This window comes from Pseudomonas sp. MLB6B (assembly GCF_054508135.1).
The window spans coordinates 2,159,899-2,185,793 of the sequence record NZ_CP199313.1 but is presented as its reverse complement, the minus strand read 5'-3'; the positions used below and the strand labels follow the sequence as shown (position 1 = coordinate 2,185,793).

Genomic DNA, 25,895 nt, shown 5'->3' with positions numbered 1-25,895 from the left:
TGCACGGCACTCTTTGCACAGCACTCTCTGCACGACGCTCGCCAACGCGGCGAGCGCAGCAAACGCATCAGGCCCGCGCGCGGAACAGATCCTGATGCTGGCGGCACTGCTCGGCGGACAGCATGAACACGCCATGGCCGCCGCGCTTGAACTCGAGCCAGGCGAAGTCCACTTCCGGGTAGCGCTGTTCGACGTGCACCTGGCTGTTGCCGACCTCGACGATCAGCAGGCCTTTCTCGGTCAGATGGTCGGCCGCTTCGGCCAGCATGCGCCGCACCAGGTCCAGACCATCGTTACCGCAGGCCAGGCCCAGCTCGGGCTCGTGTTGGTATTCGGCCGGCATGTCGGCGAAATCCTGCGCATCGACGTAAGGCGGGTTCGACAGGATGAGGTCGAAGCGCTGCTGCGGCAGGCCGCCGAAACCGTCGCCCTGCACGGTGAAGACGCGCTCTTCGAGGCCATGGCGCTCGATGTTCTGGTTGGCGACCTCCAAAGCGTCGAACGACAGGTCGGCCAGGACCACTTCGGCGTCCGGGAACACGTCGGCAGCCAGGATACCGATGCAGCCCGAGCCCGTGCACAGGTCGAGGATGCGTGTCGGCTCGCTGCCCAACCAGGGTTCCAGGCGCGCTTCGAGCAGCTCACCGATGGGCGAACGGGGAATCAGCACGCGCTCATCTACGATGAACGACAAACCGCAGAACCAGGCTTCGCCCAGCAGGTAGGCCGTGGGGATGCGGTCTTCGATGCGGCGCTTGAACAGATGCTGCAGGCGCACGCGCTCGTCGTCTTCGAGTTGGCAGTCGAGGTAGGCGTCGGCCACTTCGAACGGCAGGTGCAACGCGCCGAGCACCAGCTGGCGCGCTTCGTCCCAGGCGTTGTCGGCGCCGTGGCCGAAGAACAGGTCGTGTTCATGGAAGCGGCTGACCGCCCAGCGAATGTGGTCGCGCAAGGTGCGCAGGCGGGAAGTGATCACGGTGGACTCCTTTGAAGGCAGTGGGAAAGTCTATCAGTCTGCGCCTGTAAATGTTTCCCCAGGCGTGCCGTCATATAGCCACAGGCCAGCAACTGCGCCGCTTGCGCTGTCAAGCATTCCCATTGTCGTCGCGGCAGAGGACAATGGCGCGCAATAGCCCTATCCCAAAGGAGCCCTTGATGTCCGTTGCAACCACGATGCTGCGTCTGAGCGGTCGCGATTATCCGCCGGCCAAGTTGAGCCAGGCCAGCCTGATCATCATCGATGCGCAGAAGGAATACCTCAGCGGTCCGCTGGCGCTGTCGGGCATGGACGAGGCCACGGCCAACATCGCCCGCCTGCTCGATGCCGCCCGCCTGGCCGGACGTCCGATCATCCATGTGCGCCATCTGGGCACCGTGGGCGGCCTGTTCGATCCGCAGGGTCCGCGTGGCGAATTCATTCCGGGGCTAGAGCCACGCGAAGGCGAGGTGGTGATCGAAAAGCGCATGCCTAATGCCTTCAAGAACACCAAGCTGCATGAAACCCTGCAGGGCCTCGGCCATCTCGACCTGATCGTCTGCGGCTTCATGAGCCACTCCAGCGTCAGCACCACCGTGCGCCGCGCCAAGGACTACGGCTACCGCTGCACCCTGGTCGAAGACGCCAGCGCCACCCGCGACCTGGCCTTCAAGGACGGCGTGATTCCCGCCGCACAGATCCACCAGTGCGAGATGGCGGTGATGGCCGACAACTTCGCCTGCGTGGCGCCGACCGCAAGCCTGATCTGAGGCCGACACCTGCGCATGTCGCGGCCGGACTGCCGCTGCCCTGCGCAGTGGCGTAAACTAGGCCGCCTCAGGTGGAGGCAACATGCAAGACGACGATTTTTCCCTCTTTCGTAGCGAAGTGCGCGGCGTCAAGCCGATCACCCACGACCGCGCTGAGGTCGGCAAGCCCAAGGCCGACCGCCAGCAGTTGGCCGGTTTGCGCCAGAAGGCGACGATTCGCAGCGACCAGCCGTTGGTGATCGACGGGCTGTCCGATCAGTTCGTCATCGACGTGGGTGCCGAAGACGAACTGCTCTGGCGTCGCGACGGCGTGCAGGAAGCCCAGCTGCGCAAGCTCAAGCTCGGCCAGATCGCCTTCGAGGGCAGCCTCGACCTGCATGGCATGAGTGTGGAGAAAGCCCGCGAAACCCTTTGGGACTTCATCGCCGAAGCCACCAAACTGGAAGTGCGCTGCGTGCGGGTCACCCACGGCAAGGCCGCGCGCCTGGACGGCAAGCGACCGATGATCAAGAGCCACGTCAACACCTGGCTGCGCCAGCATGCGCAGGTGCTCGGCTTCGTTTCCTGCCAGCCGCGCCACGGCGGTACGGGCGCGGTGTACGTGATGCTCAAACGCACCATGCTCGAAGGCCGCGACGAGTAACATCGCGCTTGCAGCGCTGCGTCCTCCGACTTACCCTTCATTTTTGCGAAAATTCCCACAGGTAGATCCATGTCCCTGGAACAGAACTACACCGAGATCCTTGGCCAGATCGGCGAGGACATCTCCCGCGAGGGCCTGCGCGACACGCCCAAGCGGGCAGCCAAGGCCATGCAGTACCTTTGCCGCGGTTACGAGCAGACCCTCGAAGAAGTCACCAACAACGCCCTGTTCAGTTCTGATAACAGCGAAATGGTGGTGGTGCGCGACATCGAGCTGTATTCGATGTGCGAGCACCACATGCTGCCCTTCATCGGCAAGGCCCACGTCGCCTACCTGCCCAAGGGCAAGGTCCTGGGCCTGTCGAAGGTCGCGCGGATCGTCGATATGTTCGCCCGCCGTCTGCAGATCCAGGAAAACCTCAGCCGGCAGATCGCCGAAGCCATCGAGCAGGTGACCGGCGCTGCGGGCGTGGCCGTGGTCATCGAGGCCAAGCACATGTGCATGATGATGCGCGGTGTCGAGAAGCAGAACTCCAGCATGATCACCTCGGTGATGCTCGGCGAGTTCCGCGCCAACGCCGCCACCCGCACCGAATTCCTCAGCCTGATCAAGTGATCGTCCGCTGAGCGCGAGCCGGCCTTTGGGCCGATAACCGCCAGTTGAGCCGAATCAGAGTTACTTGGGGCTGCCTTGCAGCCTATCGCGGCTAAAGCCGCTCCAACAGAACAAGCGTAATCCTGTGAGGACGTAACCCTGTGGGAGCGGCTTCAGCCGCGATGGGCCGCAACGCGGCCCCGATTGCTCAACTGATGGGCATTAGCCCTTGGGTCGGCTTTTTCGTTTATCTGCTTTCAGGAGTGCCCCATGATCGTCAAAGCCCTGCGCGTCGGTCTCGGCCAGCTTATCGTCTTCGGCGACTGGATCAGCCGCCCGGCCAAGCGCAAACGCGACCCGGCCGCCCAGGCGCAGGTTGAGGAACAGGCGCGCCACCTGGCGCTGTACCAGTTCCATGCCTGCCCGTTCTGCGTCAAGACCCGCCGCGCCCTGCACCGCCTCAACGTGCCGGTGACCCTGCGCGACGCCAAGCACGACCCGCAGCACCGTCAGGCCCTGCTCGAAGGTGGCGGCCGCGTCAAAGTGCCGTGCCTGCGTATCGAAGAAGCTGACCAGGTGCGCTGGATGTACGAATCCAAGGACATCATCGCCTACCTCGAACAGCGCTTCGGCACCGTCTAACCCGCCGCCAGCGTACGGTCGCGGCAATGGTCTACCGCCATTGCCGCAACCTGACGCATCGCCTGTGACACGCCCTCCCTCCACACCTGTCGAATTCGGTGCCGCTAGCGCGACCGAACGCTGGCCGGTGTCTATCCATCCGGTTCCATGCACGGCCACTGTACGGCCCAACCCGCGCCTGGCTGTATGGCAAGGGGCGCACGCCCAGCCGTTAGTCTTGAAAGAACTGCTTACATCCGCTCAGGAAACGCGCCATGTCGCTCGCCAAAACCGCTCACCCACGCTTGCTGGCCGACTCCTCGCCATCGGCCGTGGTCGCCGGCTTCATCGCCATGCTCACCGGCTACACCAGCTCATTGGTGCTGATGTTCCAGGCCGGGCAAGCGGCCGGCCTGACCAGCGCGCAGATTTCCTCGTGGATCTGGGCGCTGTCGATCGGCATCGCGGTGTGCAGCATCGGCCTGTCGTTGCGCTACCGCACGCCGGTGACCATCGCCTGGTCGACGCCCGGCGCGGCGCTATTGATCACCAGCCTGGGTGGAGTGAGCTACAGCGAGGCCATCGGCGCCTACATCACCAGCGCGGTGCTGGTGCTGGTCTGCGGGCTCACCGGCAGTTTCGAGCGTTTGGTGCGACGCATCCCGGCCTCGCTGGCCTCGGCGCTGCTGGCCGGTATCCTGTTCCGCATCGGCAGTGAAATCTTCGTCGCTGCCCAGCACCAGACGCTCCTGGTGGTGGGCATGTTCTTCAGTTACCTGCTGGTCAAACGCGTCTCGCCGCGCTACTGCGTGCTGGCGGCACTGCTGATCGGCACGGCTCTGGCCGGCGGTCTGGGCTTGCTGGACTTCAGCGGTTTCCACCTGCAAGTGGCGACACCGGTGTGGACCAACCCAAGTTTCTCCCTGGCCGCCACGATCAGCATCGGTATTCCGCTGTTCGTGGTGGTGATGACTTCGCAGAACATGCCCGGCATGGCCGTGCTGCGCGCCGATGGCTACGACGTGCCGGCCTCGCCGCTGATCACCGCCACGGGCGTGGCGTCGCTGCTGGTGGCGCCTTTCGGCGGCCATGGCCTGAACCTGGCGGCCCTGAGTGCGGCGATCTGCACCGGCCCGCAAGCCCACGAGGATTCGACCAAGCGCTACAGCGCTGCGGTATGGTGTGGGGCCTTCTACGGTGTGGCCGGTATCTTCGGCGCGACCCTGGCGGCGCTGTTCGCTGCCCTGCCCAAGGAGCTGGTGCTGTCGATCGCCGCCCTGGCCCTGCTCGGCTCGATCATGAACGGCCTGCACCTCGCCATGGCCGAGTCGCGCGAGCGCGAGGCGGCGCTGATCACCTTCATGGTCACCGCCTCGGGCTTCACCCTGCTGTCGGTCGGCTCGGCGTTCTGGGGCATCGTCGCCGGTCTGCTGACCTTGCTGATCCTCAAACCGCGCACGGCCTGACAACGCCCGCAGGGCCTCAAACGTTGTCGACCGGCGGCGGTGAGGTCCCGAACAATGTGTTGAGCAGCGCTGCGTTGTCCGAAGTGATCAGGTGCGTGGCCTCGACCGTGGATGGGGGTGCCAGGTGATGGTCGGGCTGGCTCGTCTGCTCGGTGCTCGCTTGCAGCGGATCGCGGGTGTGCGGCGGCGCATCGCTAGCAGAAGAATGCAGGTAAACCTCCAACCAATCGGCGCCCTCGTCCTCGCCCTGCAGGAGCTGCGACAGATCCAGCGGGTGCGTGCTGGCGAGCGCGTCGTCAGAAAGCGCCCCCTCTACATCGACGGGGTGCCAGACCGAGGTGTCGACGCTAGCAATGCCGTTCGCGTGGCCTTGTGAGCCCGGCGTGCCATCGCTGCTGCCGAATAAACCGTTGTCGTCGTCGAAGTCGATCAGTGCAACTGCGTGCCGAGCGGCGTTCGGATTGGCCTGTGCGCCGGAGGAATCGGCCGTTGCGCCGGTGCCTGCCGGCTGGGCGTTGGTCGCATACACCTCGCTGCCTTCAGGCAACTCGCTGGCGCCTAGGGTGCTGGCTAGGGGTTCGCCCGTGGCAGGGTACACGGCCGCGGCGGCGATCTCGGTACCTTGCGCAGCGCCGTTCGCCTCGGCCGATTGCGGGTGGGCGGCCGCTGCTACGGCGACAAAGGCGGCGGCCGAATGCGCGTCCGCCGGGCTGGCGAGCGGCTGCGTGGCTTGCTCGGCCAGGGTCGGAGGGTCGAGCACCAGGCTTAGGCGATAATCCTGCGGCACATGGCCCGCGCCGCTGTCGACCGTGTTGGAAACCAACAGGCTGTAAATGCCATCGTGCGCTGCCACGAACTGGCCATGTTCGTCGAGGGTGTGGGTTTGGCCAGTGGGGTCTTGCCAAGCCAGCGAGACCTCGCCGCTGGTCGTCTCCTGCTTCAGGCTCAGCCGTTCACCTTGGTGCAAATCCACGGTGAAACGCTGCGGGTCGGCCTGCTCGTGCGCCTGTGCGGCGCCTAGCAGCCCGGCCACTACCAAGACGGCGCTCAGGTTGCCGGGGGTACTGACGAAATCGCCGCGCGCGATGGGCCTGGCGAGTTCCGCACGGTCGAGAAGCAAGGGCGCCGCCTGAGCGTAGGCGATGCCGCACAGGGGTGGCGCATTGTCTCTTACGTCGAGCGTGACGGTGGCGGTGCTTTCGTCGCCGTCGGCATCGCGAATGGTGTAGACGAATACGTCACGCCCACCTGCGCTGCCCACGCTATTGGGGTTGGCGTGGTAGGTGGCATTGCCGTCGGCGGCGATGATGAGGAAGCCATATTGGCCCTGTACCTGCGTGCCGACTTGGCCCAGAACCGAGGTACCGGTGTCGTTGCCGGCTCTGACGCCCACCACGTACTGACCATCGGTACGCACATCGGCGCCGATGATGTCGTTGAGCAGCACGTTGCCGCTGACCGTACTGCCTTCACGCACCTGGGCCGAATCGCAGTGGGCTGTGGGCACGTCGTCGACGATGCGCACCATGATACTGCCGGTCACAGTGTTGCCGTTGGCGTCGGTGGCTTGGTAGGTGAAGGTTTCGGTCTGGATGTCCGGACCGTTGTTGGGGCTGCCGGGTGTTTTTGGTGCTGAGGTCAGGGTGTAGGTGTAGGTGCCGTCGGACTGAATCTGGATCTGGCCGTACTGACCAACAGCGCTGCCGACCAAGCTGTAGGTCAGCGCCCCTACTCCGCCTGAAACTGCGCCAACCAGCGAGCCGGTATCGGTTTCGCCACGCGAACCAGGGTTGCTGCCGATTACAGTACCGGGAGCTAGGTCATTGCCGTCCTTGTTCAAATCCAGGGCTTTTTCATAGACCTTGATGTCCCAGTCCGCACAGGCGATCAGACCGCTATCCCTGATATCCAAGGTTACAGTCGTCGTGCTTTCGTCGCCGTCGGCATCGCGGATGGTGTAGACGAAGACGTCACGCCCACCTGCGCTGCCCACGCTATTGGGGTTGGCGTGGTAGGTGGCATTGCCGTCGGCTGCAATGGTGAGGTAGCCATATTGGCCCTGCACCTGAACACCTACCTGGCCCGAAGCCGAAGTACTGGTGTCGTTGCCAGCCCTGACGCCCACCACGTATTGACCATCGGTACGCACGTCGGCGCCGATGATGTCGTTGAGCAGCACATTGCCGCTGACCGTACCGCCTTCACGCACCTGGGCCGAATCGCAATGCGCAGTAGGCACGTCGTCGACGATGCGCACCACGATATTGCCGGTCACGTTGTTGCCGTTGCCGTCGGTGGCTTGGTAGGTGAAGGTTTCGGTCTGGATGTCCGGACCATTGTTGGGGCTGCCGGGTGTTTTCGGTGTGGAGGTCAGGGTGTAGGTATAAGTGCCATCCGGCTGAATCTGGATCTGGCCGTACTGACCAATAGCGCTGCCGACCAAGCTGTAGGTCAGCGCCCCTACTCCGCCTGAAACTGCGCCAACCAGCGAGCCGGTATCGGTTTCGCCACGGGAACCAGGGTTGCTGCCAGTTACGGTACCGGGGGCTAGGTCGTTGCCGTCCTTGTTCAAATCCAAGGCTTTTTCGTAGACCTTGATGTCCCAATCCGGGCACGCCACCAAGCCGCTATCCCTGACATCGAGCGTGACGGTAGCAGTGCTTTCGTCGCCGTCGGCATCGCGGATGGTGTAGACGAAGACGTCACGGCCGCCTGTGCTGCCCACGCTATTGGGGTTGGCGTGGTAGGTGGCATTGCCGTCGGCGGCGATGATGAGGAAGCCATATTGGCCCTGCACCTGAACACCTACCTGGCCCGAAGCCGAAGTACTGGTGTCGTTGCCAGCCCTGACGCCCACCACGTATTGACCATCGGTACGCACGTCGGCGCCAACGATGTCATTGAGCAACACGTTGCCGCTAACCGTTCCCCCTTCACGCACCTGGGCAGAATCGGAAGTCGCTTGGGGCACGTCGTCGACGATGTTCACATCGAGGCTACCGGTCGCCGTGCTGCCGTCGGTGTCCTGGGCGATGACGCTGAATTGCTCTTGCAGGTCGTTGGCACCGTTCCCGGTCGGATGCGTCGCGTTGTCCTGCAAGGTATAGCGGTAACTGACCACACCGGTGTCGGCATCGTAGCCGGTGATCGTCAGACGATTGCCCAATCCAGTGAGCATCGTTTGCGGAAAACCGGCTGCCACGCCGTCGCTCACTACGTCGATGCTGCCCACCTTCAGCCTGTACAACCCATCCGGCGCGTCGACCCGGAACGTGCCCGTCTGGGTCAGCGCGGCCGGATCGGGGCTGCTGCCGTCGGCAAGATAGCGCTCGAACAGCGTCAGCTCCCCGCCCTGCACATCCAGTCCTTGCAGCTGCACGGGGTTGTCCGGGCGCAGCACGTTCAGCGTCAGGGTCGCGTTGCTGGTGTCGCCATCGGCATCGCGCAGCGTGTAGGTGAACACCTCGACCCCTCGCCCTGCGCCGGGCAGTTGCTTGAAGGCCGAGGCGTTGGAGTCGAGGGTATAGGTGTAGCTGCCGTCGCCGGCCAGAACCAAGGTGCCATAGGTGCCCTGGAAGGTGCCGCCGACGATGGGCTGGCCGTCGCTGACCCGGTCGGCGCCTTGCACGTCGTTGTCGAGTACGTTGCCCGTCAGCTGCGTGACCGTGGGAGTGGCCAGACCAGGGTCGAGATCGTCGACCGCTGTGGGCACGTCATCGCGGACGATCACGTCCAGGCTACCGCTGGCCGTGTCGCCATCGACATCGCTGACGCGCACCAGAAACTGCTCGCTGAGCGTGTTGCGTCCACCGCCATCGGGGTGACGGTCCGCGCCGTTGAGGGTGTAGCTGTAGCTGACCTGGCCCGTCTGCGCGTCATAGCCGGTGACGGTCAACGTATTGCCCAGCGCGGTCACCAACGATTGGCCGACACCTGTCACGACACCTGCGGCAATGACCACCAAACCGCCGACGCTGAGGTCGTACACGCCGTCCGGGGCAACCACGGTGAAGCTGCCACGTTGGGTCAGCGCGGCACCGTCGCTGGCCGAACCCTGCGGCAGATTGGCTTCGTCGAGCAGCAGTTCCGCTGGTTCAATGTCCAGACCGCGCAGGCTCACTGGATGATCGGTCGGCGGCTGGGGCGGCTGCGGATCCGGGCCAGGAGGTGTTTCGGGGTCGGGAGGCGTTTCGGGCCCAGGACCGGGAGGCGTTCCAGGATCGGGAGGCGTTTCGGGCCCAGGACCAGGTGTCGTCCCTGGATCGGGAGGCGTTTCGGGGCCGGGGCCTGGCGGCGTGCCTGAATCGGGGGGTGTCTCAGTGCCTGGGCTGTCGGGGGGCGACAGCGGTGGCCCATCCCGGTAGCGACCGCCGTTGTCGCGACCACCTATCTCACGCCCGCCGGGCTCTGGCGGGTAGACAAACCCCGCCGTGGGGAAGCCTATCTCAGGGTCCACGCGATCGCCGACTTCGGTCAGCAGCACGAAACTATGGCCGCCGCCCAGCGGTTGCGGCGCGCCGGCCGCAGTAGCCTCGGCCTCCTGGCTGGGGTCAGCTCCAGCGGCGATGGCCCGCTGGATACGCACGACGTCGGCGAGCGCTGCCTCGCTCGGCAGCGCGTCAGGACTGACGATGTCGGGCACGGCGTCATCCAGCAACCGGGCGGTCAACAGCAGGCTGCTGTCACGCCCAAGCGTCAACTGCGCACCGTTGTCCAGGCGTACCGCAACTGCGCCTTCGACTCCGGTTTCCAACTGGTCGCCGACGTACAGACGACCGCCTTCGATCAAGAGGCGCCGCGCGCCGTCAGCACCTACTGCAAACACCTCTCCGATGACCTGGCTGACCACACCGATCGATTTCGCCATGGCACACTGCTCCCTTGCTGTGGTTGATTCGCATCAAGGGTTGCCAGGTACTTCGGGAGCAGCCCGGCGCTAAGGCCTGGCTACCGCTGCGATGGCCGGGGAAAAACGCCCCGGCGGCAGGTTCAACGAGTACGTGAATTCGGGTGCAGGTGACAATATTCTGTCGCCCCAATTCCGTGCTCGCCGTCCTCCCCTGTATCCTCAGCTGCAAATTTACGGAAAATTTAATTGACGCCGGAAAACCGTGTTTTACAGAGACTTGGCGTTCAGACTGAAAGAAACAATGTCGCGAATTAGCGCAATGGTGTAAGTTTTTTTTGGAACAATAGTTATGCCAAAATCTTCTTATTTCCGGCGTCGTATGTTCTTAGCTGTGATGTTACAAACATGAAACGGTTACACTCATTTTTTGCGCCATTTTTCTGGCGAATATTGGACAAATCGAGATCTAGGGAGAAGTACCCCATGCGCGTTTTAGCCCCGCTCACCATTGCCATTTTGCTCGCCACCACAGGCGCGTCGGTGCAGGCCATGTCGCTCACCGAGGCAGTTCAGAGTGCGGTCGACAAACATCCGGAAGTCAGCGAATACCGTAATAGTCGCTCGTCGGCCGACGAAGACGTGAAGTTCGCCCGCGGTGGATACTTCCCCACAGTGGATTTGGTGGCGGGATATGGGCGCCAACGATCCGACAACAACAATACCCGCGGTTTCAACGCCGACGGTTCACGCAACCACAATAAAGAAACCCTGAACTACACCCAATCCGAGCTGCGCCTGCGGCAAATGCTGTTCGACGGTTTCAATACCGCCAATGAAGTGGGCCGCACCCAAGCCGTGGCCAATTCCCGGGCTTACTACACCCAGGCCACTGCAGAAACCGTTGCCCTGCGCGCCATCGAGGTCTACCTCGAAGTGCTCAAGCGCCGCGAGCTGGTGACCCTGGCCAAGAACAACCTGCAAGCGCACCTGCGCGTCAACGACCAGATCGGCCTGCGCAGCGAACGCGGCATCGGCAGCACCGCCGACCTCGATCAGTCCCACGCCCGTCGCGCCCTCGCCGAAAATAACCTGGACACCGCCGAGGTCGATCTGGCGGATGCCGAAGTCAACTTCTTCAGCATCATCGGCGTGCAGCCCGACGAACTGGAAGCGCCGACTGCCGTAAAACCCATCGTGCCCGAAACCCTCGACGAAGCCCGTCAAGGCATGCTGGAAAACAACCCGTACCTGAAGTCGGCGCAGGCGGACGTCGAGTCGGCCGAGAAGCAATACGAAGTGGCCAAGTCGCCGTTCTATCCGCGCCTGGACGCGGTGTTGGCCACCGGCGCCAACAACAACCAGGGCGGCGAGCGCGGCCACAGCAACAACGACTGGCAGGCCGGGGTCGAGCTGACCTACAACTTGTTCCGCGGGGGTAGCGACAAGGCCCGCTTGCAGTCCGATTCCTACAAGATCAACCAGGCCATGGACATCCGCAACAACGCCCTGCGCGAAATCAACGAGAACTTGGGCCTGTCGTGGAACGCCATGAACAACGCCCGCAAGCAGATCCCGAGCGCCCTGGAATACGCCGAAACCACCCAGCGCGTGCGCGCGGCCTACCAGGACCAGTTCGGCCTGGGCCAACGTACCCTGCTCGATGTGCTCGACAGTGAGAACGAGCTGTACAACGCCAATCGCCGCTACACCGAAGTGCGCTACACCGAGGAGTATTCGATGTACCGGATTCTGGCGAACATGGGCGAGTTGTTGAGCAAACAGCGGATCGTGCTGCCCCCTGAGGCCATCGCCAAGACCGAAGTGCGCAACCAGGCGCGTCTGCCTGACATGCGCTGATACCTCACCTGCCAGCCTTGTACAGTCGCCCCGCTTTTGCTGAAGCAGCGTGGCGACACAAGCCGAGCCAGAGCGGTTGCATGAAAGATGTTTAATCGCGCGTTTATTTACTTAGGCTGCTATCGGACCCTATAACTGGGGTGTGCGACACAATGTCGCAATCCACCCACAGGGGAGTATGACGATGACAGTTCAAGTAACCGAACGCGACGAGTCGAAAATGTCCCACGAAGGTCTGGCTGCCGGCGTGCGTATCTGGGATGTGCACCAGCAAGGGCAGTTGGTCGGCATGTTCCACGACGAACAGCAGGCCCAGCAGTACCGCAACGAATTGGCCGAACAGGAGCGTCAGCGCGACGAAACGCATTGACCCTGCACACGCATGACTGAACGCAATAGGGGTAGACCGGAACACCGGCCTACCCCTATTGCGTGTTGCCCTGGCAACCCAGACCCAGACCTAGCTGCGCCTCACCACATCAGGTCGTCGGGAATCTTGTACGCCGCGTACGGATCGTCCGCCTCGTCGGCTTCTTCGACATGGGTGTTGAGCAGCAGGATACGGTGCGGATCACGCTCCTGGATCTTCACCGCCGCTTCACGCGGAATCACCTCGTAACCGCCGCCATGGGACACCACAGCCAGCGAGCCATTGCTCAGCTTGCTGCGCATCAATGCGTTGACCGCGATGCGCTTGACCTTCTTGTCGTCGACGAAGTTGTAGTAATCCTCGGTGGTCAGCTTGGGCAGGCGGGTCGCCTCGATCAACTGCTTGACCTGGGCGGCGCGCGCCTTGACTTCGGCCTTTTCCTGCTGGACGCGATTGAGTTCCTGGTCGCGCTTGATCTTTTCCGCCTGGGCCTCTTTGGCCAGGCGCTGCTGGGTGTCATCGGCTTCGGCTTGGCCTTTGTGGACCAGGCGTTTTTGTTTTTTCTCGGCCTTGTTGGTCTGGGAAACCTGTTTCTGGTTGACCAGACCGGCTTTGAGCAATTGGTCGCGAAGGGAAAGGCTCATGGGTGTCTACTCACTTATGCATCGACTCAGCCGCAGCTGGGCAGGTTCTTTTCCTGACGTTTGGCCTCGCCCCAGAGGGCGTCCAATTCGTCGAGGGTGCGATCTTCGATCGGCAGGCCCTGCTCGCGCAATGCCTGCTCGATGAAACGGAAACGTCGTTCGAATTTACGGTTGGCGCGACGCAGCGCTTGTTCAGGGTCATGCTTGAGGTGGCGCGTCAGGTTGACCGTGGCGAACAGCAGATCGCCCAGTTCGTCTTCCAGCGCGTCGGCATCGCCATCGGCCATGGCCTGCAACACTTCGTCGAGCTCTTCGCGGACCTTGTCGAGCACCGGCAGGGCCGCCGGCCAATCGAAGCCGACGGTGGCCGCGCGCTTCTGCAACTTGGCCGCGCGCGACAGGGCCGGCAGCGCGGCCGGCACGTCGTCGAGCAGCGACAGCTGCTCAGGCACGCTCTTCTGCGCGCGCTCCTCGGCCTTGATGGCCTCCCAGCGCGACTTGACCTGCTCTTCGCTCAGGTGTGGGGTGTCCAGCGGCGCATACAGCTCGCCAGTGGGAAAGACATGGGGGTGGCGGCGGATCAGCTTGCGGGTGATGCCGTCGACCACGCCGTCGAACTCGAAACGGCCTTCTTCACGCGCCAGCTGGCTGTAATACACCACCTGGAACAACAGGTCGCCCAGCTCGCCCTGCAAATGCTCGAAGTCGCCACGCTCGATGGTGTCGGCCACTTCGAAGGCTTCTTCCAAGGTGTGCTTGACGATGCTGGCGTAGTCCTGCTTCAAGTCCCAAGGGCAACCGTGCTGCGGGTCGCGCAGGCGCGCCATCAGGTGCAGGAGGTCAGGCAAGGTATAGGTCATGGCGCTACTCCTTCACGGCAGCGTTGCCCGGCCGCCCACAGGGCCGACCGGGCAAGCGACCGCCTGGGCTCAGGGCGTGCGGTTACGCCGCGTCTCGATGATGTTGGGCAACTGCGAGATGCGCCCGAGCAGGCGGCCCAGGGCGTCCAGGCCGGGGATCTCGATGGTCAGCGACATCTGCGCGGTGTTGTCGTCCTTGTTCGAACGGGTGTTGACCGCCAGCACGTTGATCTTCTCGTTGAGCAGCACCTGCGACACGTCGCGCAGCAGCCCCGGTCGGTCGTAGGCGCGCACCACGATGTCGACCGGGTAAGTCTGCACCGGAATCGGCCCCCAGCTGACCTGAATGATGCGCTCCGGCTCCTTGCCACCCAGTTGCAGCACCGAAGCGCAGTCCTGACGGTGGATACTGACGCCGCGGCCCTGGGTGATGTAGCCGACGATGGCGTCGCCTGGCAGTGGCTGGCAGCAGCCGGCCATCTGCGTCAGCAGGTTGCCCACGCCCTGGATACGCACGTCGCCGCGCTTGCTGGAGCGGCTGGTGGGCTTGCGGGTGATCAGCTCGACCTGCTCGCTGCGGTCCGGTTCGAGCAATTGCTGAGCCGCGTTGACCATTTGCGCCAGCCGCAGGTCGCCGGCGCCGAGCGCGGCGAACATGTCCTCGGCGGTCTTGACGTTGGCCTTTTCTGCCAGGCGTTCGAAGTCCACTTGGGGCAAGCCCAACCGGCTCAGTTCGCGCTCGATGAGGGTCTTGCCGGCCGCCACGTTCTGGTCGCGCGCTTGCAACTTGAACCAATGGACGATCTTGGCCCGTGCCCGCGAGGTGTTGACGTAACCCAGGTTGGAGTTCAGCCAGTCGCGGCTGGGGCTGCCGTGCTTGCTGGTGATGATCTCGACCTGCTCGCCGGTTTGCAGCACGTAGTTGAGCGGCACGATGCGCCCGTTGATCTTGGCGCCGCGGCAGTTGTGGCCGATTTCGGTGTGTACGCGGTAGGCGAAGTCGAGCGGCGTCGCGCCCTTGGGCAAATCGATGGCATGGCCGTCGGGGGTGAAGATGTAGACGCGGTCCGGCTCGATGTCGACGCGCAGCTGTTCGGCCAGGCCGCCGATGTCGCCGAGCTCTTCGTGCCACTCGAGCACCTGGCGCAGCCACGAGATCTTCTCTTCGTAGTGGTTGGAGCCGCCTTTGACGTCGGTGCCTTTGTACTTCCAGTGCGCACACACGCCCAGCTCGGCTTCTTCGTGCATGCCGTGGGTGCGGATCTGCACTTCCAGCACTTTGCCCTCTGGGCCGATCACCGCGGTGTGCAGCGAGCGGTAGCCGTTCTCCTTGGGGTTGGCGATGTAGTCGTCGAACTCCTTGGGAATGTGCCGCCAGAGGGTGTGCACGATGCCCAGCGCGGTGTAGCAGTCGCGGATTTCCGGGACCAGCACGCGCACGGCGCGCACGTCGTAGATCTGGCTGAATTCCAGGCCCTTGCGCTGCATCTTGCGCCAGATCGAATAGATGTGTTTCGCCCGCCCACTGATGTCGGCGTTGACGCCGGTGGCCAGCAGCTCGTTCTGCAACTGGCCCATGACGTCGCTGATGAAGCGCTCGCGGTCGAGCCGGCGCTCGTGCAACAGCTTGGCGATCTGCTTGTACTGCTCGGGTTCGAGGTAGCGGAAAGAAAGGTCTTCGAGTTCCCACTTGATGTGGCCGATGCCCAGGCGGTGGGCCAGCGGCGCATAGATGTCGGCCACTTCGCGGGCGACGCGCAGGCGCTTGTCGTCGTCGGCGGCTTTGACCGCGCGGATCGCGCAGGTGCGCTCGGCCAGCTTGATCAGGGCCACGCGAACGTCGTCGACCATGGCCACGAGCATCTTGCGCAGGTTCTCGACCTGCGCCTGCGAGCCGAGCACCATCGACTGGCGCGGGCTGAGGCTGGCGCTGATGGCGGCCATGCGCAGCACGCCGTCGATCAGCTTGGCCACCACGGGGCCGAAACGTTCGCCGACTTCGGCCAGGGTCACCTTGCCCTCGCGCACCGCGCGGTAGATGACCGCCGCGACCAGCGAGTCCTGGTCGAGCTTGAGGTCGGCAAGGATTTCGGCGATTTCGAGCCCGGCTTGGAAACTCGAGGTGCCATCGGCCCAGGAATGCTTGGCCGGGTTGCCGTTCTTCTCGACGGTCTGGGCGAATTCGCAGGCCTGGGCCAGCTCATTGCGATCGAGCGCCGCATCGACGCTGGTTACATGATCCAGCCATCCTTCGAGATTGATAGTGCCGTCGGTGTTGACCGGCTGGTGCACTCTCACCTGTACCATCTGTGTTCTACCTTTCCATACAGCGCGCCGCACGGGCGCGCTGGCTATCACCTGCGCGCCGTCCATTCCCTGGACGACACGCCGAGGGGCCAGACTGGCTAGCCCGCTTCGAATAACGCCATGGCTTCGACATGCGCCGTCTGAGGAAACATGTCGAGAATCCCGGCTCTCGTTAACCGGTACCCCTGGTTGACCAGCACCTGAGCATCGCGCGCGAGGGTGGCTGGATTGCAAGAGACGTAAACCAACCGTTTCGCCTTGAGCTGTGCGATGTGTTGCACAACCTCGTAGGCACCGTCGCGCGGTGGGTCCAAGAGTACCGCAGAAAAGCCCTCGGCTGCCCACTCGGCGCCGGCCAAAGGCTGGGTTAAATCGGCCTGAAAAAACGCTGCATTATGCACTTCGTTGTGACGCGCATTGGCCGCTGCACGCTCGACCATCGCCTGTACGCCCTCGACTGCGACCACCTCACGCGCCACGCGCGCCAGCGGCAGGGCGAAGTTGCCCAGGCCACAGAACAGGTCGAGCACCCGCTCGTGCGCCTGCGGTGCGAGCCAGTCCAGGGCCTGGGCGACCATCGCCGTGTTGACCGCGGCGTTGACCTGCACGAAATCGCCCGGGCGCCAGGCCAGCTGCAACCGCCAGGGTTCCAGGCTGAAGCCCAGACGGGTATCGGCCACCCATGGCACAGGTTCGCCCTCGCCCTGCAACCACAGTTGCGCCCCGGCCTCCAGGCAAAACGCCTGCAGACGCTGCACGTCTTCGTCGGGCAACGGTGCGACGTGGCGCACCAGCACCGCCTCGGCCGTGCCGCTGAACAACTCCACATGGCCCAGCGCCTGCGGCCGGCTCAGGCTGCGCAGCACGGTCGGCAAATGGCGCAGGATCGACTGCAAAGGCTGTACCAGCACGCTGCATTCTTCGATGGCGACGATGTCTTGGCTAGCTTCGGCGCGAAAACCTACGTGCAGTTCGCGCGCCTTGGCATCCCAGCGCACGGCCACGCGGGCACGACGGCGGTAGCCGAATTCCGGTCCCGCCAGCGGTTCGGCCCAAGTCTCGGGTTGCAGGCCCGCCACGCGTTGCAGCTGCTCGGCCAGGGTGCGCTGTTTGAGGGCCAATTGCGCGGCATGGGGCAGGTGCTGCAAATTGCAGCCGCCGCACCGATCGAAATGCCGGCATGGCGCTTCGCGGCGCTCGGCACTGGCCTCGAACAGCCGCTCCAGGCGGGCCTCGACCACTTTGCCGCGCGCGTTGAGCACCCGCGCTTCGACGCTTTCGCCGGCCAGGGCGCCGCTGACGAACCAGGTGCGCCCTTCATGGAAGGCGATGCCGCGACCGTCACCGGCCAAGCGCTGGATGTCCAGGCGCTGCTTCTTGCCCACGGGCACTTGCGTGGCGCGCTCGCCCCCGGTGGGCTGGAAGCGCAGGCCGCCGCTGCTTTTCTTCTTCGACATCACGGCGCGTCGAACAGGCCGGTGGACAGGTAGCGGTCACCGCGGTCGCAGATGATCGCCACCAGTACCGCGTTTTCCAGCTCGCGCGACAGGCGCAACATGCCCGCCACCGCACCACCGGAGGACACGCCACAGAAAATGCCCTCTTCGCGGGCAAGGCGCAGCATGGTCTGCTCGGCTTCTTCCTGGGACATGTCCAGTACCTGGTCGACGCGGCTGGCATCGAAGATGGTCGGCAGATAGGCCTCGGGCCAACGGCGGATGCCAGGGATGGACGAGCCGTCCATGGGTTGCAGGCCAACGATCTGCACGGCCGGGTTCTGCTCCTTGAGGTACTGCGAGCAACCCATGATGGTGCCGGTGGTGCCCATGGAGCTGATGAAGTGGGTCACGCTGCCGTGGGTCTGCTGCCAGATTTCCGGGCCGGTGCCGTGGTAATGGGCGATGGGGTTGTCGCCATTGCCGAACTGGTCCAGCACACGGCCACGGCCCTGGGCCTGGAGCCTTTCGGCGAGATCCCGGGCGCCTTCCATGCCCTCTTCCTTGGTCACCAGCAGCAACTCGGCACCGTAGGCGGTCATGGCCGCCTTGCGCTCGTTAGTGGAGTTGTCGGGCATGATCAGGATCATCTTGTAGCCCTTGATCGCGGCAGCCATGGCCAGCGCGATGCCGGTGTTGCCCGACGTCGCTTCGATCAGGGTGTCGCCCGGTTTGATCAGACCGCGCTGTTCGGCGCGGGCGATCATCGACAACGCCGGCCGGTCCTTGACCGAGCCTGCCGGGTTGTTGCCCTCGAGCTTGAGCAGCAGCGTATTGCTGGTATCGCCGCCCAGACGCTGCAAACGAACCAGGGGCGTATTGCCGACGCAATCGGCGATGGTTGGGTACTGCGAGGTCATGGCGTATTTCGCATTCCGGGCGACAGGGGGCGCCTATCATACCGGCAAAGCTGCCAAGGCCATATCTCGCAATGGTTGGAGGTTATAGCAGCTGGCTATATGCGCACGGTGGGGTTTCGTTCGCGCCTGCCGCCTTTCCCATGGCCCTGGCACAAATCAGTGCAAGCCTCGGCCAGCGGGAGTACCTTTGCGCTCGCAGCGCGTTGCTTGCGCTGGCACATACAGGAGAACAATGTGCTCGATCGTCTGGGAATACGAAGCCGCGTCCTTATCCTCGCCTTGCTCCCCGCCAGCCTGATGGCGCTGGTCCTGGGCATCTACTTCAACTGGCAACAGCAGGCCGAACTGCGCACGCAGTTGCTGCAACGCGGCAAGCTGGTGTCCGAGCAACTGGCGCCGCTCGCCGCACCGGCCCTGGCGAGGCACACCCAGGCGCGCGCCCAGCTCGAGCGCATCGCCGCCGAGGCGCTGGAGCAGGTCGACGTGCGCGCCGTAGCCTTTCTCGCCCCGGACCGCACGCGCCTGGCCCACGCCGGCCCGAGCATGATCAACCCGCCGCCCAGCGGCGGCAGCGGTACTCAGCTGCTCGATCGCAGCGGCAAGGATGCCACCCGCTACCTGATGCCGGTGTTCGGCCACCACCGCGACCTGGTCACCGACGCGGTGCCAGCCGAGGCCGAGCGCCTTCTGGGCTGGGTCGAGGTGGAGCTGTCCCACGACGGCACCCTGCTGCGCGGTTACCGCAACCTGTTCACCAGCATGTTGCTGATCTTCGCCTGCCTGAGCCTGACGGTACTGCTGGCGATGCGCATGAGCCGCGCCATCAACCAGCCGCTGGAGCGCATCAAGGACGCCGTCAACCAGCTCAAGGACGGCAACCTCGAAGAACGGCTGCCGGCCATGGGCAGCCACGAGCTGGACGAGCTGGCCGCCGGCATCAACCGCATGGCGCAGACCCTGCACAGCGCCCACGAAGAGCTGCAGAACAACGTCGATCAGGCCACCGAAGACGTCCGGCAGAACCTGGAAACCATCGAGATCCAGAACATAGAGCTGGACATGGCGCGCAAGGAGGCCCTGGAGGCCAGCCGCATCAAGTCCGAATTCCTGGCCAACATGAGCCACGAAATCCGCACCCCGCTGAACGGCATCCTGGGCTTCACCCACCTGTTGCAGAAGGGCGAACTCAGCCCGCGCCAGCAGGACTACCTTGGCACCATCGAGAAGTCGGCCGGCAACTTGCTGGGCATCATCAACGAGATCCTCGACTTCTCCAAAATCGAAGCCGGCAAGCTGGTGCTCGACAGCATTCCCTTCAACCTGCGCGATCTTATCCAGGACACCTTAACCATCCTTGCGCCCGCGGCCCACGCCAAGCAGCTCGAACTGGTCAGCCTGGTCTACCGCGATACCCCGCTATCGCTGGTCGGCGACCCGCTGCGGCTCAAGCAGATCCTCACCAACCTGGTGAGCAACGCGATCAAGTTCACCCGCGAGGGCACCATCGCGGTCCGCGCCATGCTCGAAGACGAACAGGAAGACAACGTGCAGCTGCGCATCAGTGTGCGCGACACCGGCATCGGCCTGACCCCGGCCGACGTGCGCACGCTGTTCCAGGCCTTCAGCCAGGCCGACAATTCACTGTCGCGCGAACCTGGCGGCACCGGCTTGGGCCTGGTGATCTCCAAGCGCCTGATCGAGCAGATGGGCGGCGAGATCGGCGTCGACAGCACGCCTGGCGAAGGTTCGCAGTTCTGGATCACCCTGACCCTGCCCAAGGCCCACGATGACATCGACCAGGCGCCCTTGCAGGCCCTGCTGGGGCGGCGCGTGGCGATCGTCGAAAGCCATGAACTGGCGTGTCAGGCGCTGGAGCATCAATTGCAGGACTGTGGCCTGAGCGTGACCCAGTTCGGCAGTTTCGAGCACCTGACCCAGGCCGTCGAAGCGGCCGCCTTGGCCGGCAAGCCGTTCGAGTTCGCCGTGCTCGGCATCAACCTGGCCAGCTTGGCGCCCGAGCAACTGGGCCTGATCAACGACCAGCTGGAGCGCCACGGCTGCCAGTGCCTGGTGTTCTGCCCCACCACCGAGCAGGGCTTGTACCAGTCGCACCTGAGCGAGGGCCACGGCCAGCTGCTGTCCAAGCCGGCCTGCACGCGCAAGCTGCGCCGGGTGCTGCTGGACCTGGTGCAACCCCGGCATCAGCAGCGGCCGGCCTCGCAACCCCTGACCGGGCAGCGACTGCCGCGCATCCTGTGCGTCGACGACAACCCGGCCAACCTGCTGCTGGTGCAGACCCTGCTCGAAGACATGGGCGCCATGGTGGTGGCCGTGGACAACGGCCAGGCGGCCTTGAGCGCCATCGACGAAGAGCATTTCGACCTGGTGTTGATGGACGTGCAGATGCCCGGCATGGACGGCCCGGCCTGCACCGAACGGATCCGCCGCCGCGAGGCCGACCTGGGCCAGCCGCCCTTGCCGGTGGTGGCCCTGACCGCCCATGCCATGGCCAACGAAAAGCGCGCGCTGCTGCACAGCGGCATGGACGACTACCTCACCAAACCCATCAGCGAACGGCAGTTGGCCCAGGTGGTGCTTAAATGGACCGGCCTGAGCCTCGACACCCCGCCCCCCGAGCGCGCCCAGGAGCGCATTCCCGACAACCTCGAACTGAAAGTGCTCGACCCCCAGGAGGGCCTGCGCCTCGCAGCCGGCAAGCCGGACCTGGCGGCGGACATGCTGGCCATGCTCCTGGCCTCGCTCGAAGGCGACCGCGAAGCCATCCGCCAGGCCCGTGAAAGTGGCGATCGGCAGGCGATGATCGAGCGTGTGCACCGCTTGAACGGCGCCACGCGCTATTGCGGCGTGCCACAGCTGCGCGCGGCCTGCCAGCGCAGCGAAACCCTGCTCAAGCAGGAACACCCGCAGATGATGCAGGCCCTCGACGAGCTGGACCGGGCCATCGGTCGTCTCGCGACCCAGGCGCATCTGGACGCCTGAACCGCTCACCTTTCCGAGAGGCCTGCGCATCGCCGGCCTGTCCCTGCCACAAGGAGCGCCGCCCATGCGCGTGCTGTTGTTCAGTAGCCAGCATTACGACCAGGAAAGCTTCGCCCGCGCCGGCACCGGGCTGTCCCTGGATCTGCATTACCAATCCACTCGCCTGACGCTCGATACCGCTGCGCTGGCGCATGGGTTCGAGGTGGTGTGCGGGTTCATCAACGACGAACTCGACGCCGCCGTGCTCGAACGACTGGCTGTGGGCGGCACCCGGCTGATCGCCTTGCGCTCGGCCGGCTACAACCATGTCGACCTGGCAGCCGCCGAGCGCCTGGGCTTGAGTGTGGTGCGCGTGCCCGCCTACTCGCCGCACGCCGTGGCCGAGCATGCGGTGGCCCTGGTGCTGGCCCTGAACCGGCGCCTGCACCGTGCCTACAACCGTACCCGCGAAGGCGACTTCACCTTGCACGGACTGACCGGCTTCGACCTGCACGGCAAGACCGTCGGGGTGATCGGCACCGGCCAGATCGGCGAGGCCTTCGCGCGCATCATGGCCGGCTTCGGCTGCCAGATACTCGCCCACGACCCCTACCCCAATCCACGCCTGCTGGCCCTGGGCGCCCGCTACCTGCCGCTGGACGCGCTGCTGCGCGAGTCGCGCATCGTCAGCCTGCACTGCCCGCTGACCGCCGACAGCCATCACCTGATCGATGCCCGTACCCTGGCGCAGATGCAGCGCGGCGCCATGCTGATCAACACCGGCCGCGGCGCGCTGGTCGACACCCCAGCACTGATCGAGGCGCTGAAAAGCGGCCATTTGGGCTACCTGGGGCTGGACGTCTACGAAGAAGAAGCGCAGCTGTTCTTCCAGGACCGCTCCGACCACCCCTTGCAGGACGATGTGCTGGCACGCCTGCTGACCTTCCCCAACGTGATCGTCACCGCCCATCAGGCGTTCCTCACCCGTGAAGCGCTGGACGCCATCGCCGGCACCACCCTGGCCAACATCATCGGCTGGGCGGCAGGCAATCCGCAGAATCTGGTCGAGGGTTGATGCTAGGATACGCCGCATTTCTGGAGGACCCATGGTCGAGCACGATTTCCGCTACACCCTTTTCAACCCGCAACACACCCTGATCGAGTGCCGCGCACTGGTGCCGGGCCGTTACCAGGTCACCGGCAATGGCGGTTCGATCAGAAAGGACGATGTCCTGCTGGTCAGCCTCAAAGGCAGCAAGACCCTGTCCATGCGCCTGACGGTGCAGACCGTGCGCCACCTGATCAACCCGCAGGGGCAGTGGGTGGCCACAGCCAATGGCCCGGCGTTCAAGGAGTTGGAGATTCTGACCTGGCAGGTCGAGTGCGACGGCTGCCAGACTTCGTTGAACCTCGAGTTCGCGGTGGATTCCTCCCTGGGCAACACGGCGCGTCAGCCAGCGGCCAATGCACGTCTCGAAGAGCTGGGTTGGAGCAATCAAGGCGAGCGTCACCTCTGCCCACGCTGCCAGGCGAGCGCGTCGTGAAAGCGTTGGCGGCCGTTGCGTTGATGGCAGCAACGCTGGTCGGCTGCGCCAGCGCGCCCACCCCGCTGCAACAGGACCAGGCCTATACCCTGGAATGGATCGGCGAACGCCCGCTCATGGATTACAGCCACCTCAGCCTGACCCTGGGTGGCGATGGCCGGGCGTATGGCAATGCCGGCTGCAACCACTGGTTCGCGCCCTATACCTTGCAAGGCGAGGCACTGCACTTCGGTCCGGTGGGCAGCACGCGCAAGCTGTGCGCACCGGCGCTGATGGAACAGGAAGGGCGCTTTCTCAAGGCGCTGGAGCGAGTGCAGCGCTGGGATACGTCGAGTGAGGGGCAGGTGCGTTTCTGGCTGGACGATGGCAAGGCCTTGCGCTTCTGGCCTGAGGAAGGCTGACGGCGCCGCGTGGGCGCCGTCACTGGGGACGCGGGCTCAGGCGCCGCCCTTGAGCGCCTTGAGCTTGTCTTGCAAGCCTTCGAGGGTCTGCTCGCCGAGCAGCTGCTCGCGCACCTTGCCCTTGTCGTCGATGATGTAGGTGACCGGCAAGGCCTCGCTGCGGGGCAGCTCGTAGCGTTCGGCCGGGTCCTGCGCCAGTACGGTGAACTCGATGCCCAGCGCGTTCACCGCCTCCTTCAGATCGGCCCCTTGCAGGCCGTCGAAGTTCACCCCGACCACCTTGACGTTCTGCGCCTGCCACTGCTTGGCGGCGGCATTGAGCTCGGGCACCTCGGTGCGACACGGCCCGCACCATTCGGCCCAGTAGTTGAGCACCAGCCAGTGGCCGTCGAGTTGTTCGGTCTTCACCGTCTTGCCGTTCTGGTCCACGCCATAGTCCGCACCGCAACCGGCGAGCAACAGGCTCGCGGTGATGGCCAGTGCCACTGCCAAACGCCTTGCCATGGGTCAATCCTTCTCGAAGTTAACAGCCTGTGGGTCAGCATGAGCGGTTAGACTAGCCGGCATTTCCAGCTGCCTGTGGTCCCCGTCATGACTGAACTGACGCTCTATCATAACCCCCGCTGTTCGAAATCCCGCAGCGCCCTCGCGCTGCTCGAAGCCCGGGGCCTTGCGCCGACCGTAGTGCGCTACCTGGAAACGCCGCCCGACGCCGCCACGCTGCGCACGTTGCTGGCCCGCCTCGGCCTCGGCGCTCGCCAGTTGCTGCGCACGGGCGAGGACGCCTACCAGGCCCTGGGCCTTGCCGACCCCGCGCTGACCGACGAGCAACTCATCGCTGCGATGGTCGAGCAACCCATCCTCATCGAACGCCCCATTCTGGTCGCCGGCGACAAAGCCATGATCGGCCGACCACCGGAAAACGTCCTGGAGATCCTGCCATGAGCACGCCTTACATTCTGGTGCTGTACTACAGCCGTCATGGCGCGACCAGCGAAATGGCCCGGCACATCGCCCGCGGCGTTGAACTGAGCGGCCTGGAAGCGCGCCTGCGCACGGTGCCGGCGGTGTCGACCGAGTGCGAGGCGGTGGCGCCCGACATTCCCGCCAACGGCGCGCCCTACGCTACCCTCGACGATCTGCGCCACTGCGCCGGTCTGATCCTCGGTAGCCCTACCCGCTTCGGCAACATGGCCGCGCCTCTGAAGTATTTCCTCGACGGCACCAGCAGCCTGTGGCTGGGTGGGGAGCTGGTCGGCAAACCGGCCGCGGTGTTCACGTCCACCGCCAGCTTGCACGGTGGTCAGGAAACCACCTTGCTGTCGATGCTCTTGCCCTTGCTGCACCACGGCATGCTGGTGATGGGCCTGCCCTACAGCGAGTCGGCGCTGATCGATACCCGCGGTGGCGGCACGCCGTACGGCGCCAGCCACCATGCCGGTGCCGACGGCAAGCGCGAGCTGGACACCCACGAGATCAGCCTGTGCCGCGCACTCGGCCAGCGCATCGGCGCAACCGCCAAGGCCCTGGAGCCGAGCCGTGGCCAGAACGCCTAAAGCCCTGCCCGCGCACGCCTGGCTCGCGCCGCGGGTGGCGGTCACCCGCGTGGCGAGCCTGGCCTGCTTCCTTGGCCTGATCGCCCTGCTGGGCCTCAACACGTTGTTCTTCGCCAATCTGCACGGTGCGCGCACCGGCGTGATCCTGGCTATCGAACTGCTGCCGTTGCTGCTGTTGCTGCCCGGCATGCTGCTGGGTAGCGCGCGCGCCCACGCCTGGACCTGCTTCGTGGTCAACCTGTACTTCATCAAGGGGGTGCTGGCGGCGTTCGATCCGGCGCGAGTCGTGCTGGGGGCGATGGAGGTCGGGCTGAGCCTGGGACTGTTTCTGGCGGCGCTGCTGTATGTGCGCTGGAAGTATCAGTTGGAGCGGCGCTTGGCGGGCAAAGGCGGCTGAGTGTCATGGGGCGACGGTGCCGCCCCGACCGCCTCAATGATTGACGGTGTGCGCCAGCATCACCGATAGCTGGCACAGGGGCCGTCCGCTCTCTGCGTGCCATTGGTTGAACGCTGCCTGCACAGCGGCCTGGTCGCGCTGGCTGGTAGGGCGCTTATCGACGATTTTCTGCGCGATCAGGGCCGCCGACACGTCGTCCGAGGCCACGAAGGTGTCCTTGCCGACCATGCGCAGGAAGCGTGGCGCCGACAGCCCGCCGAGCTGGTTGCCGTTTTTGATTAGGTATTTCCACAGCCCGACGATGTCGGTCACCGGCCAGTCGGCGATGAAATCACCGAAGCTGCCGTGGGTCTGCTCGACGTCGAGGATCATCTGGGCGTTGCGCGGCACGCTCTTGAGCTTGCCCAGGTGGCGGATGATGCGTGTGTCCTGCATCAGCCGCTCCAAGTGCTCGGCGCCCATCAGCACCACCTTCTCCGGATCGAAACCGAAGAACACCTGCTCGAAGGCCGGCCACTTGGCGTCCACCAGGCTGTGCTTGAGCCCGGCGCGGAAGACGCGCAAGGCCAGGGTAGAGAGGTAACGGTCCGCCGGTGTGGCACGCAACTGCGCGTCCGTACGCGGCTTGGGCAGGGACGCTTCGAAGGCTTTCACCGAGCCGAAGCGGTTCAGGCAGAACTCGTGCAGCCACTGGTAATCGCGCAT

The 25,895-nt window shown here is 64.7% G+C and carries 23 protein-coding genes; 14 read left to right on the top strand and 9 right to left on the bottom strand.

Features of this window, described 5'->3' with window-relative positions; translation table 11 throughout:
• Positions 1-67: 67 nt before the first annotated feature.
• Entirely contained in the window at positions 68-976 is a 909-nt protein-coding gene (gene prmB / locus ACSMEV_RS09630; protein WP_459208184.1) for a 50S ribosomal protein L3 N(5)-glutamine methyltransferase, read from the bottom strand.
• A gap of 179 nt (positions 977-1,155) precedes the next feature.
• Here prmB and ACSMEV_RS09625 point away from each other — a divergent pair, with 179 nt between their 5' ends.
• From ACSMEV_RS09625 to ACSMEV_RS09605, 5 genes are all read left to right on the top strand, one after another.
• A complete protein-coding gene (locus ACSMEV_RS09625; protein WP_459208183.1) occupies positions 1,156-1,746 on the top strand; it encodes a cysteine hydrolase family protein in 591 nt (196 codons plus the stop codon).
• 82 nt (positions 1,747-1,828) lie between these two features.
• Complete coding sequence (locus ACSMEV_RS09620; protein ID WP_459208182.1) at positions 1,829-2,389, top strand: Smr/MutS family protein; 561 nt, start codon at positions 1,829-1,831, stop codon at positions 2,387-2,389.
• A gap of 69 nt (positions 2,390-2,458) precedes the next feature.
• The gene (folE, locus tag ACSMEV_RS09615) at positions 2,459-3,004 is read left to right on the top strand and encodes a GTP cyclohydrolase I FolE (protein ID WP_313739521.1); all 546 of its coding nucleotides are present in this window, start codon (positions 2,459-2,461) and stop codon (positions 3,002-3,004) included.
• A gap of 249 nt (positions 3,005-3,253) precedes the next feature.
• Complete coding sequence (locus ACSMEV_RS09610) at positions 3,254-3,625, top strand: glutaredoxin family protein (RefSeq protein ID WP_459208181.1); 372 nt, start codon at positions 3,254-3,256, stop codon at positions 3,623-3,625.
• Positions 3,626-3,879: 254 nt separating this feature from the next.
• The gene (locus ACSMEV_RS09605; protein ID WP_459208180.1) at positions 3,880-5,070 is read left to right on the top strand and encodes a benzoate/H(+) symporter BenE family transporter; all 1,191 of its coding nucleotides are present in this window, start codon (positions 3,880-3,882) and stop codon (positions 5,068-5,070) included.
• 16 nt (positions 5,071-5,086) lie between these two features.
• Here the strand turns inward: ACSMEV_RS09605 and ACSMEV_RS09600 are convergent, their stop codons facing one another.
• Complete coding sequence (locus tag ACSMEV_RS09600) at positions 5,087-9,937, bottom strand: retention module-containing protein (protein WP_459208179.1); 4,851 nt, start codon at positions 9,935-9,937, stop codon at positions 5,087-5,089.
• Between the two features lie 465 nt (positions 9,938-10,402).
• On the opposite strand from ACSMEV_RS09600, the gene ACSMEV_RS09595 reads away from it, so the two are divergent.
• Complete coding sequence (locus ACSMEV_RS09595) at positions 10,403-11,776, top strand: TolC family outer membrane protein (RefSeq protein ID WP_459208178.1); 1,374 nt, start codon at positions 10,403-10,405, stop codon at positions 11,774-11,776.
• A 184-nt stretch (positions 11,777-11,960) separates the two neighbouring features.
• Positions 11,961-12,146 carry a hypothetical protein gene (locus ACSMEV_RS09590; protein WP_413046584.1) on the top strand — a complete coding sequence of 62 codons (186 nt, stop codon included), beginning with the start codon at positions 11,961-11,963 and terminating at the stop codon, positions 12,144-12,146.
• Between the two features lie 101 nt (positions 12,147-12,247).
• Here ACSMEV_RS09590 and ACSMEV_RS09585 read toward each other — a convergent pair whose 3' ends face one another.
• The 5 genes from ACSMEV_RS09585 to cysM all read right to left on the bottom strand — a co-directional run bounded on the left by ACSMEV_RS09585 (position 12,248) and on the right by cysM (position 18,313).
• Positions 12,248-12,790, bottom strand: a complete 543-nt coding sequence (locus ACSMEV_RS09585) for a DUF2058 domain-containing protein (protein ID WP_459208177.1) — start codon at positions 12,788-12,790, stop codon at positions 12,248-12,250.
• Positions 12,791-12,816: 26 nt separating this feature from the next.
• Positions 12,817-13,650 carry a nucleoside triphosphate pyrophosphohydrolase gene (gene mazG, locus ACSMEV_RS09580; protein WP_459208176.1) on the bottom strand — a complete coding sequence of 278 codons (834 nt, stop codon included), beginning with the start codon at positions 13,648-13,650 and terminating at the stop codon, positions 12,817-12,819.
• Positions 13,651-13,719: 69 nt separating this feature from the next.
• Positions 13,720-15,957 carry a GTP diphosphokinase gene (gene relA, locus ACSMEV_RS09575; protein ID WP_459208175.1) on the bottom strand — a complete coding sequence of 746 codons (2,238 nt, stop codon included), beginning with the start codon at positions 15,955-15,957 and terminating at the stop codon, positions 13,720-13,722.
• Positions 15,958-16,055: 98 nt separating this feature from the next.
• Positions 16,056-17,414 carry a 23S rRNA (uracil(1939)-C(5))-methyltransferase RlmD gene (gene rlmD / locus ACSMEV_RS09570; RefSeq protein WP_459208174.1) on the bottom strand — a complete coding sequence of 453 codons (1,359 nt, stop codon included), beginning with the start codon at positions 17,412-17,414 and terminating at the stop codon, positions 16,056-16,058.
• Positions 17,414-18,313 (bottom strand): cysteine synthase CysM, encoded by a 900-nt coding sequence (gene cysM, locus ACSMEV_RS09565; RefSeq protein WP_459208173.1) that lies wholly within the window; start codon positions 18,311-18,313, stop codon positions 17,414-17,416. Before cysM ends, rlmD begins: the two co-directional genes overlap by 1 nt.
• A gap of 234 nt (positions 18,314-18,547) precedes the next feature.
• Here cysM and ACSMEV_RS09560 point away from each other — a divergent pair, with 234 nt between their 5' ends.
• The 4 genes from ACSMEV_RS09560 to ACSMEV_RS09545 all read left to right on the top strand — a co-directional run bounded on the left by ACSMEV_RS09560 (position 18,548) and on the right by ACSMEV_RS09545 (position 23,237).
• Positions 18,548-21,313 carry a response regulator gene (locus tag ACSMEV_RS09560; protein WP_459208172.1) on the top strand — a complete coding sequence of 922 codons (2,766 nt, stop codon included), beginning with the start codon at positions 18,548-18,550 and terminating at the stop codon, positions 21,311-21,313.
• Positions 21,314-21,377: 64 nt separating this feature from the next.
• Complete coding sequence (locus ACSMEV_RS09555) at positions 21,378-22,367, top strand: 2-hydroxyacid dehydrogenase (RefSeq protein WP_459208171.1); 990 nt, start codon at positions 21,378-21,380, stop codon at positions 22,365-22,367.
• A 31-nt stretch (positions 22,368-22,398) separates the two neighbouring features.
• Positions 22,399-22,836: a hypothetical protein gene (locus ACSMEV_RS09550; RefSeq protein WP_459208170.1), complete on the top strand. Its 438-nt coding sequence runs from the start codon at positions 22,399-22,401 to the stop codon at positions 22,834-22,836.
• Positions 22,833-23,237: an META domain-containing protein gene (locus ACSMEV_RS09545; RefSeq protein WP_459208169.1), complete on the top strand. Its 405-nt coding sequence runs from the start codon at positions 22,833-22,835 to the stop codon at positions 23,235-23,237. Before ACSMEV_RS09550 ends, ACSMEV_RS09545 begins: the two co-directional genes overlap by 4 nt.
• Positions 23,238-23,273: 36 nt before the next feature.
• On the opposite strand, the gene ACSMEV_RS09540 is transcribed toward ACSMEV_RS09545, so the two are convergent.
• A complete protein-coding gene (locus ACSMEV_RS09540) occupies positions 23,274-23,741 on the bottom strand; it encodes a TlpA disulfide reductase family protein (protein ID WP_313739534.1) in 468 nt (155 codons plus the stop codon).
• Positions 23,742-23,828: 87 nt separating this feature from the next.
• On the opposite strand from ACSMEV_RS09540, the gene arsC reads away from it, so the two are divergent.
• The 3 genes from arsC to ACSMEV_RS09525 are packed head-to-tail and all read left to right on the top strand — an operon-like array spanning position 23,829 to position 25,190.
• Positions 23,829-24,182: an arsenate reductase (glutaredoxin) gene (gene arsC / locus ACSMEV_RS09535; RefSeq protein ID WP_459208168.1), complete on the top strand. Its 354-nt coding sequence runs from the start codon at positions 23,829-23,831 to the stop codon at positions 24,180-24,182.
• A complete protein-coding gene (wrbA, locus tag ACSMEV_RS09530) occupies positions 24,179-24,793 on the top strand; it encodes an NAD(P)H:quinone oxidoreductase (protein WP_459208167.1) in 615 nt (204 codons plus the stop codon). Before arsC ends, wrbA begins: the two co-directional genes overlap by 4 nt.
• Positions 24,777-25,190, top strand: coding sequence for a DUF2069 domain-containing protein (locus ACSMEV_RS09525; protein WP_459208166.1), 414 nt, complete (start codon positions 24,777-24,779; stop codon positions 25,188-25,190). Before wrbA ends, ACSMEV_RS09525 begins: the two co-directional genes overlap by 17 nt.
• A gap of 33 nt (positions 25,191-25,223) precedes the next feature.
• On the opposite strand, the gene ACSMEV_RS09520 is transcribed toward ACSMEV_RS09525, so the two are convergent.
• Entirely contained in the window at positions 25,224-25,895 is a 672-nt protein-coding gene (locus ACSMEV_RS09520) for a DNA-3-methyladenine glycosylase I (RefSeq protein ID WP_459208165.1), read from the bottom strand.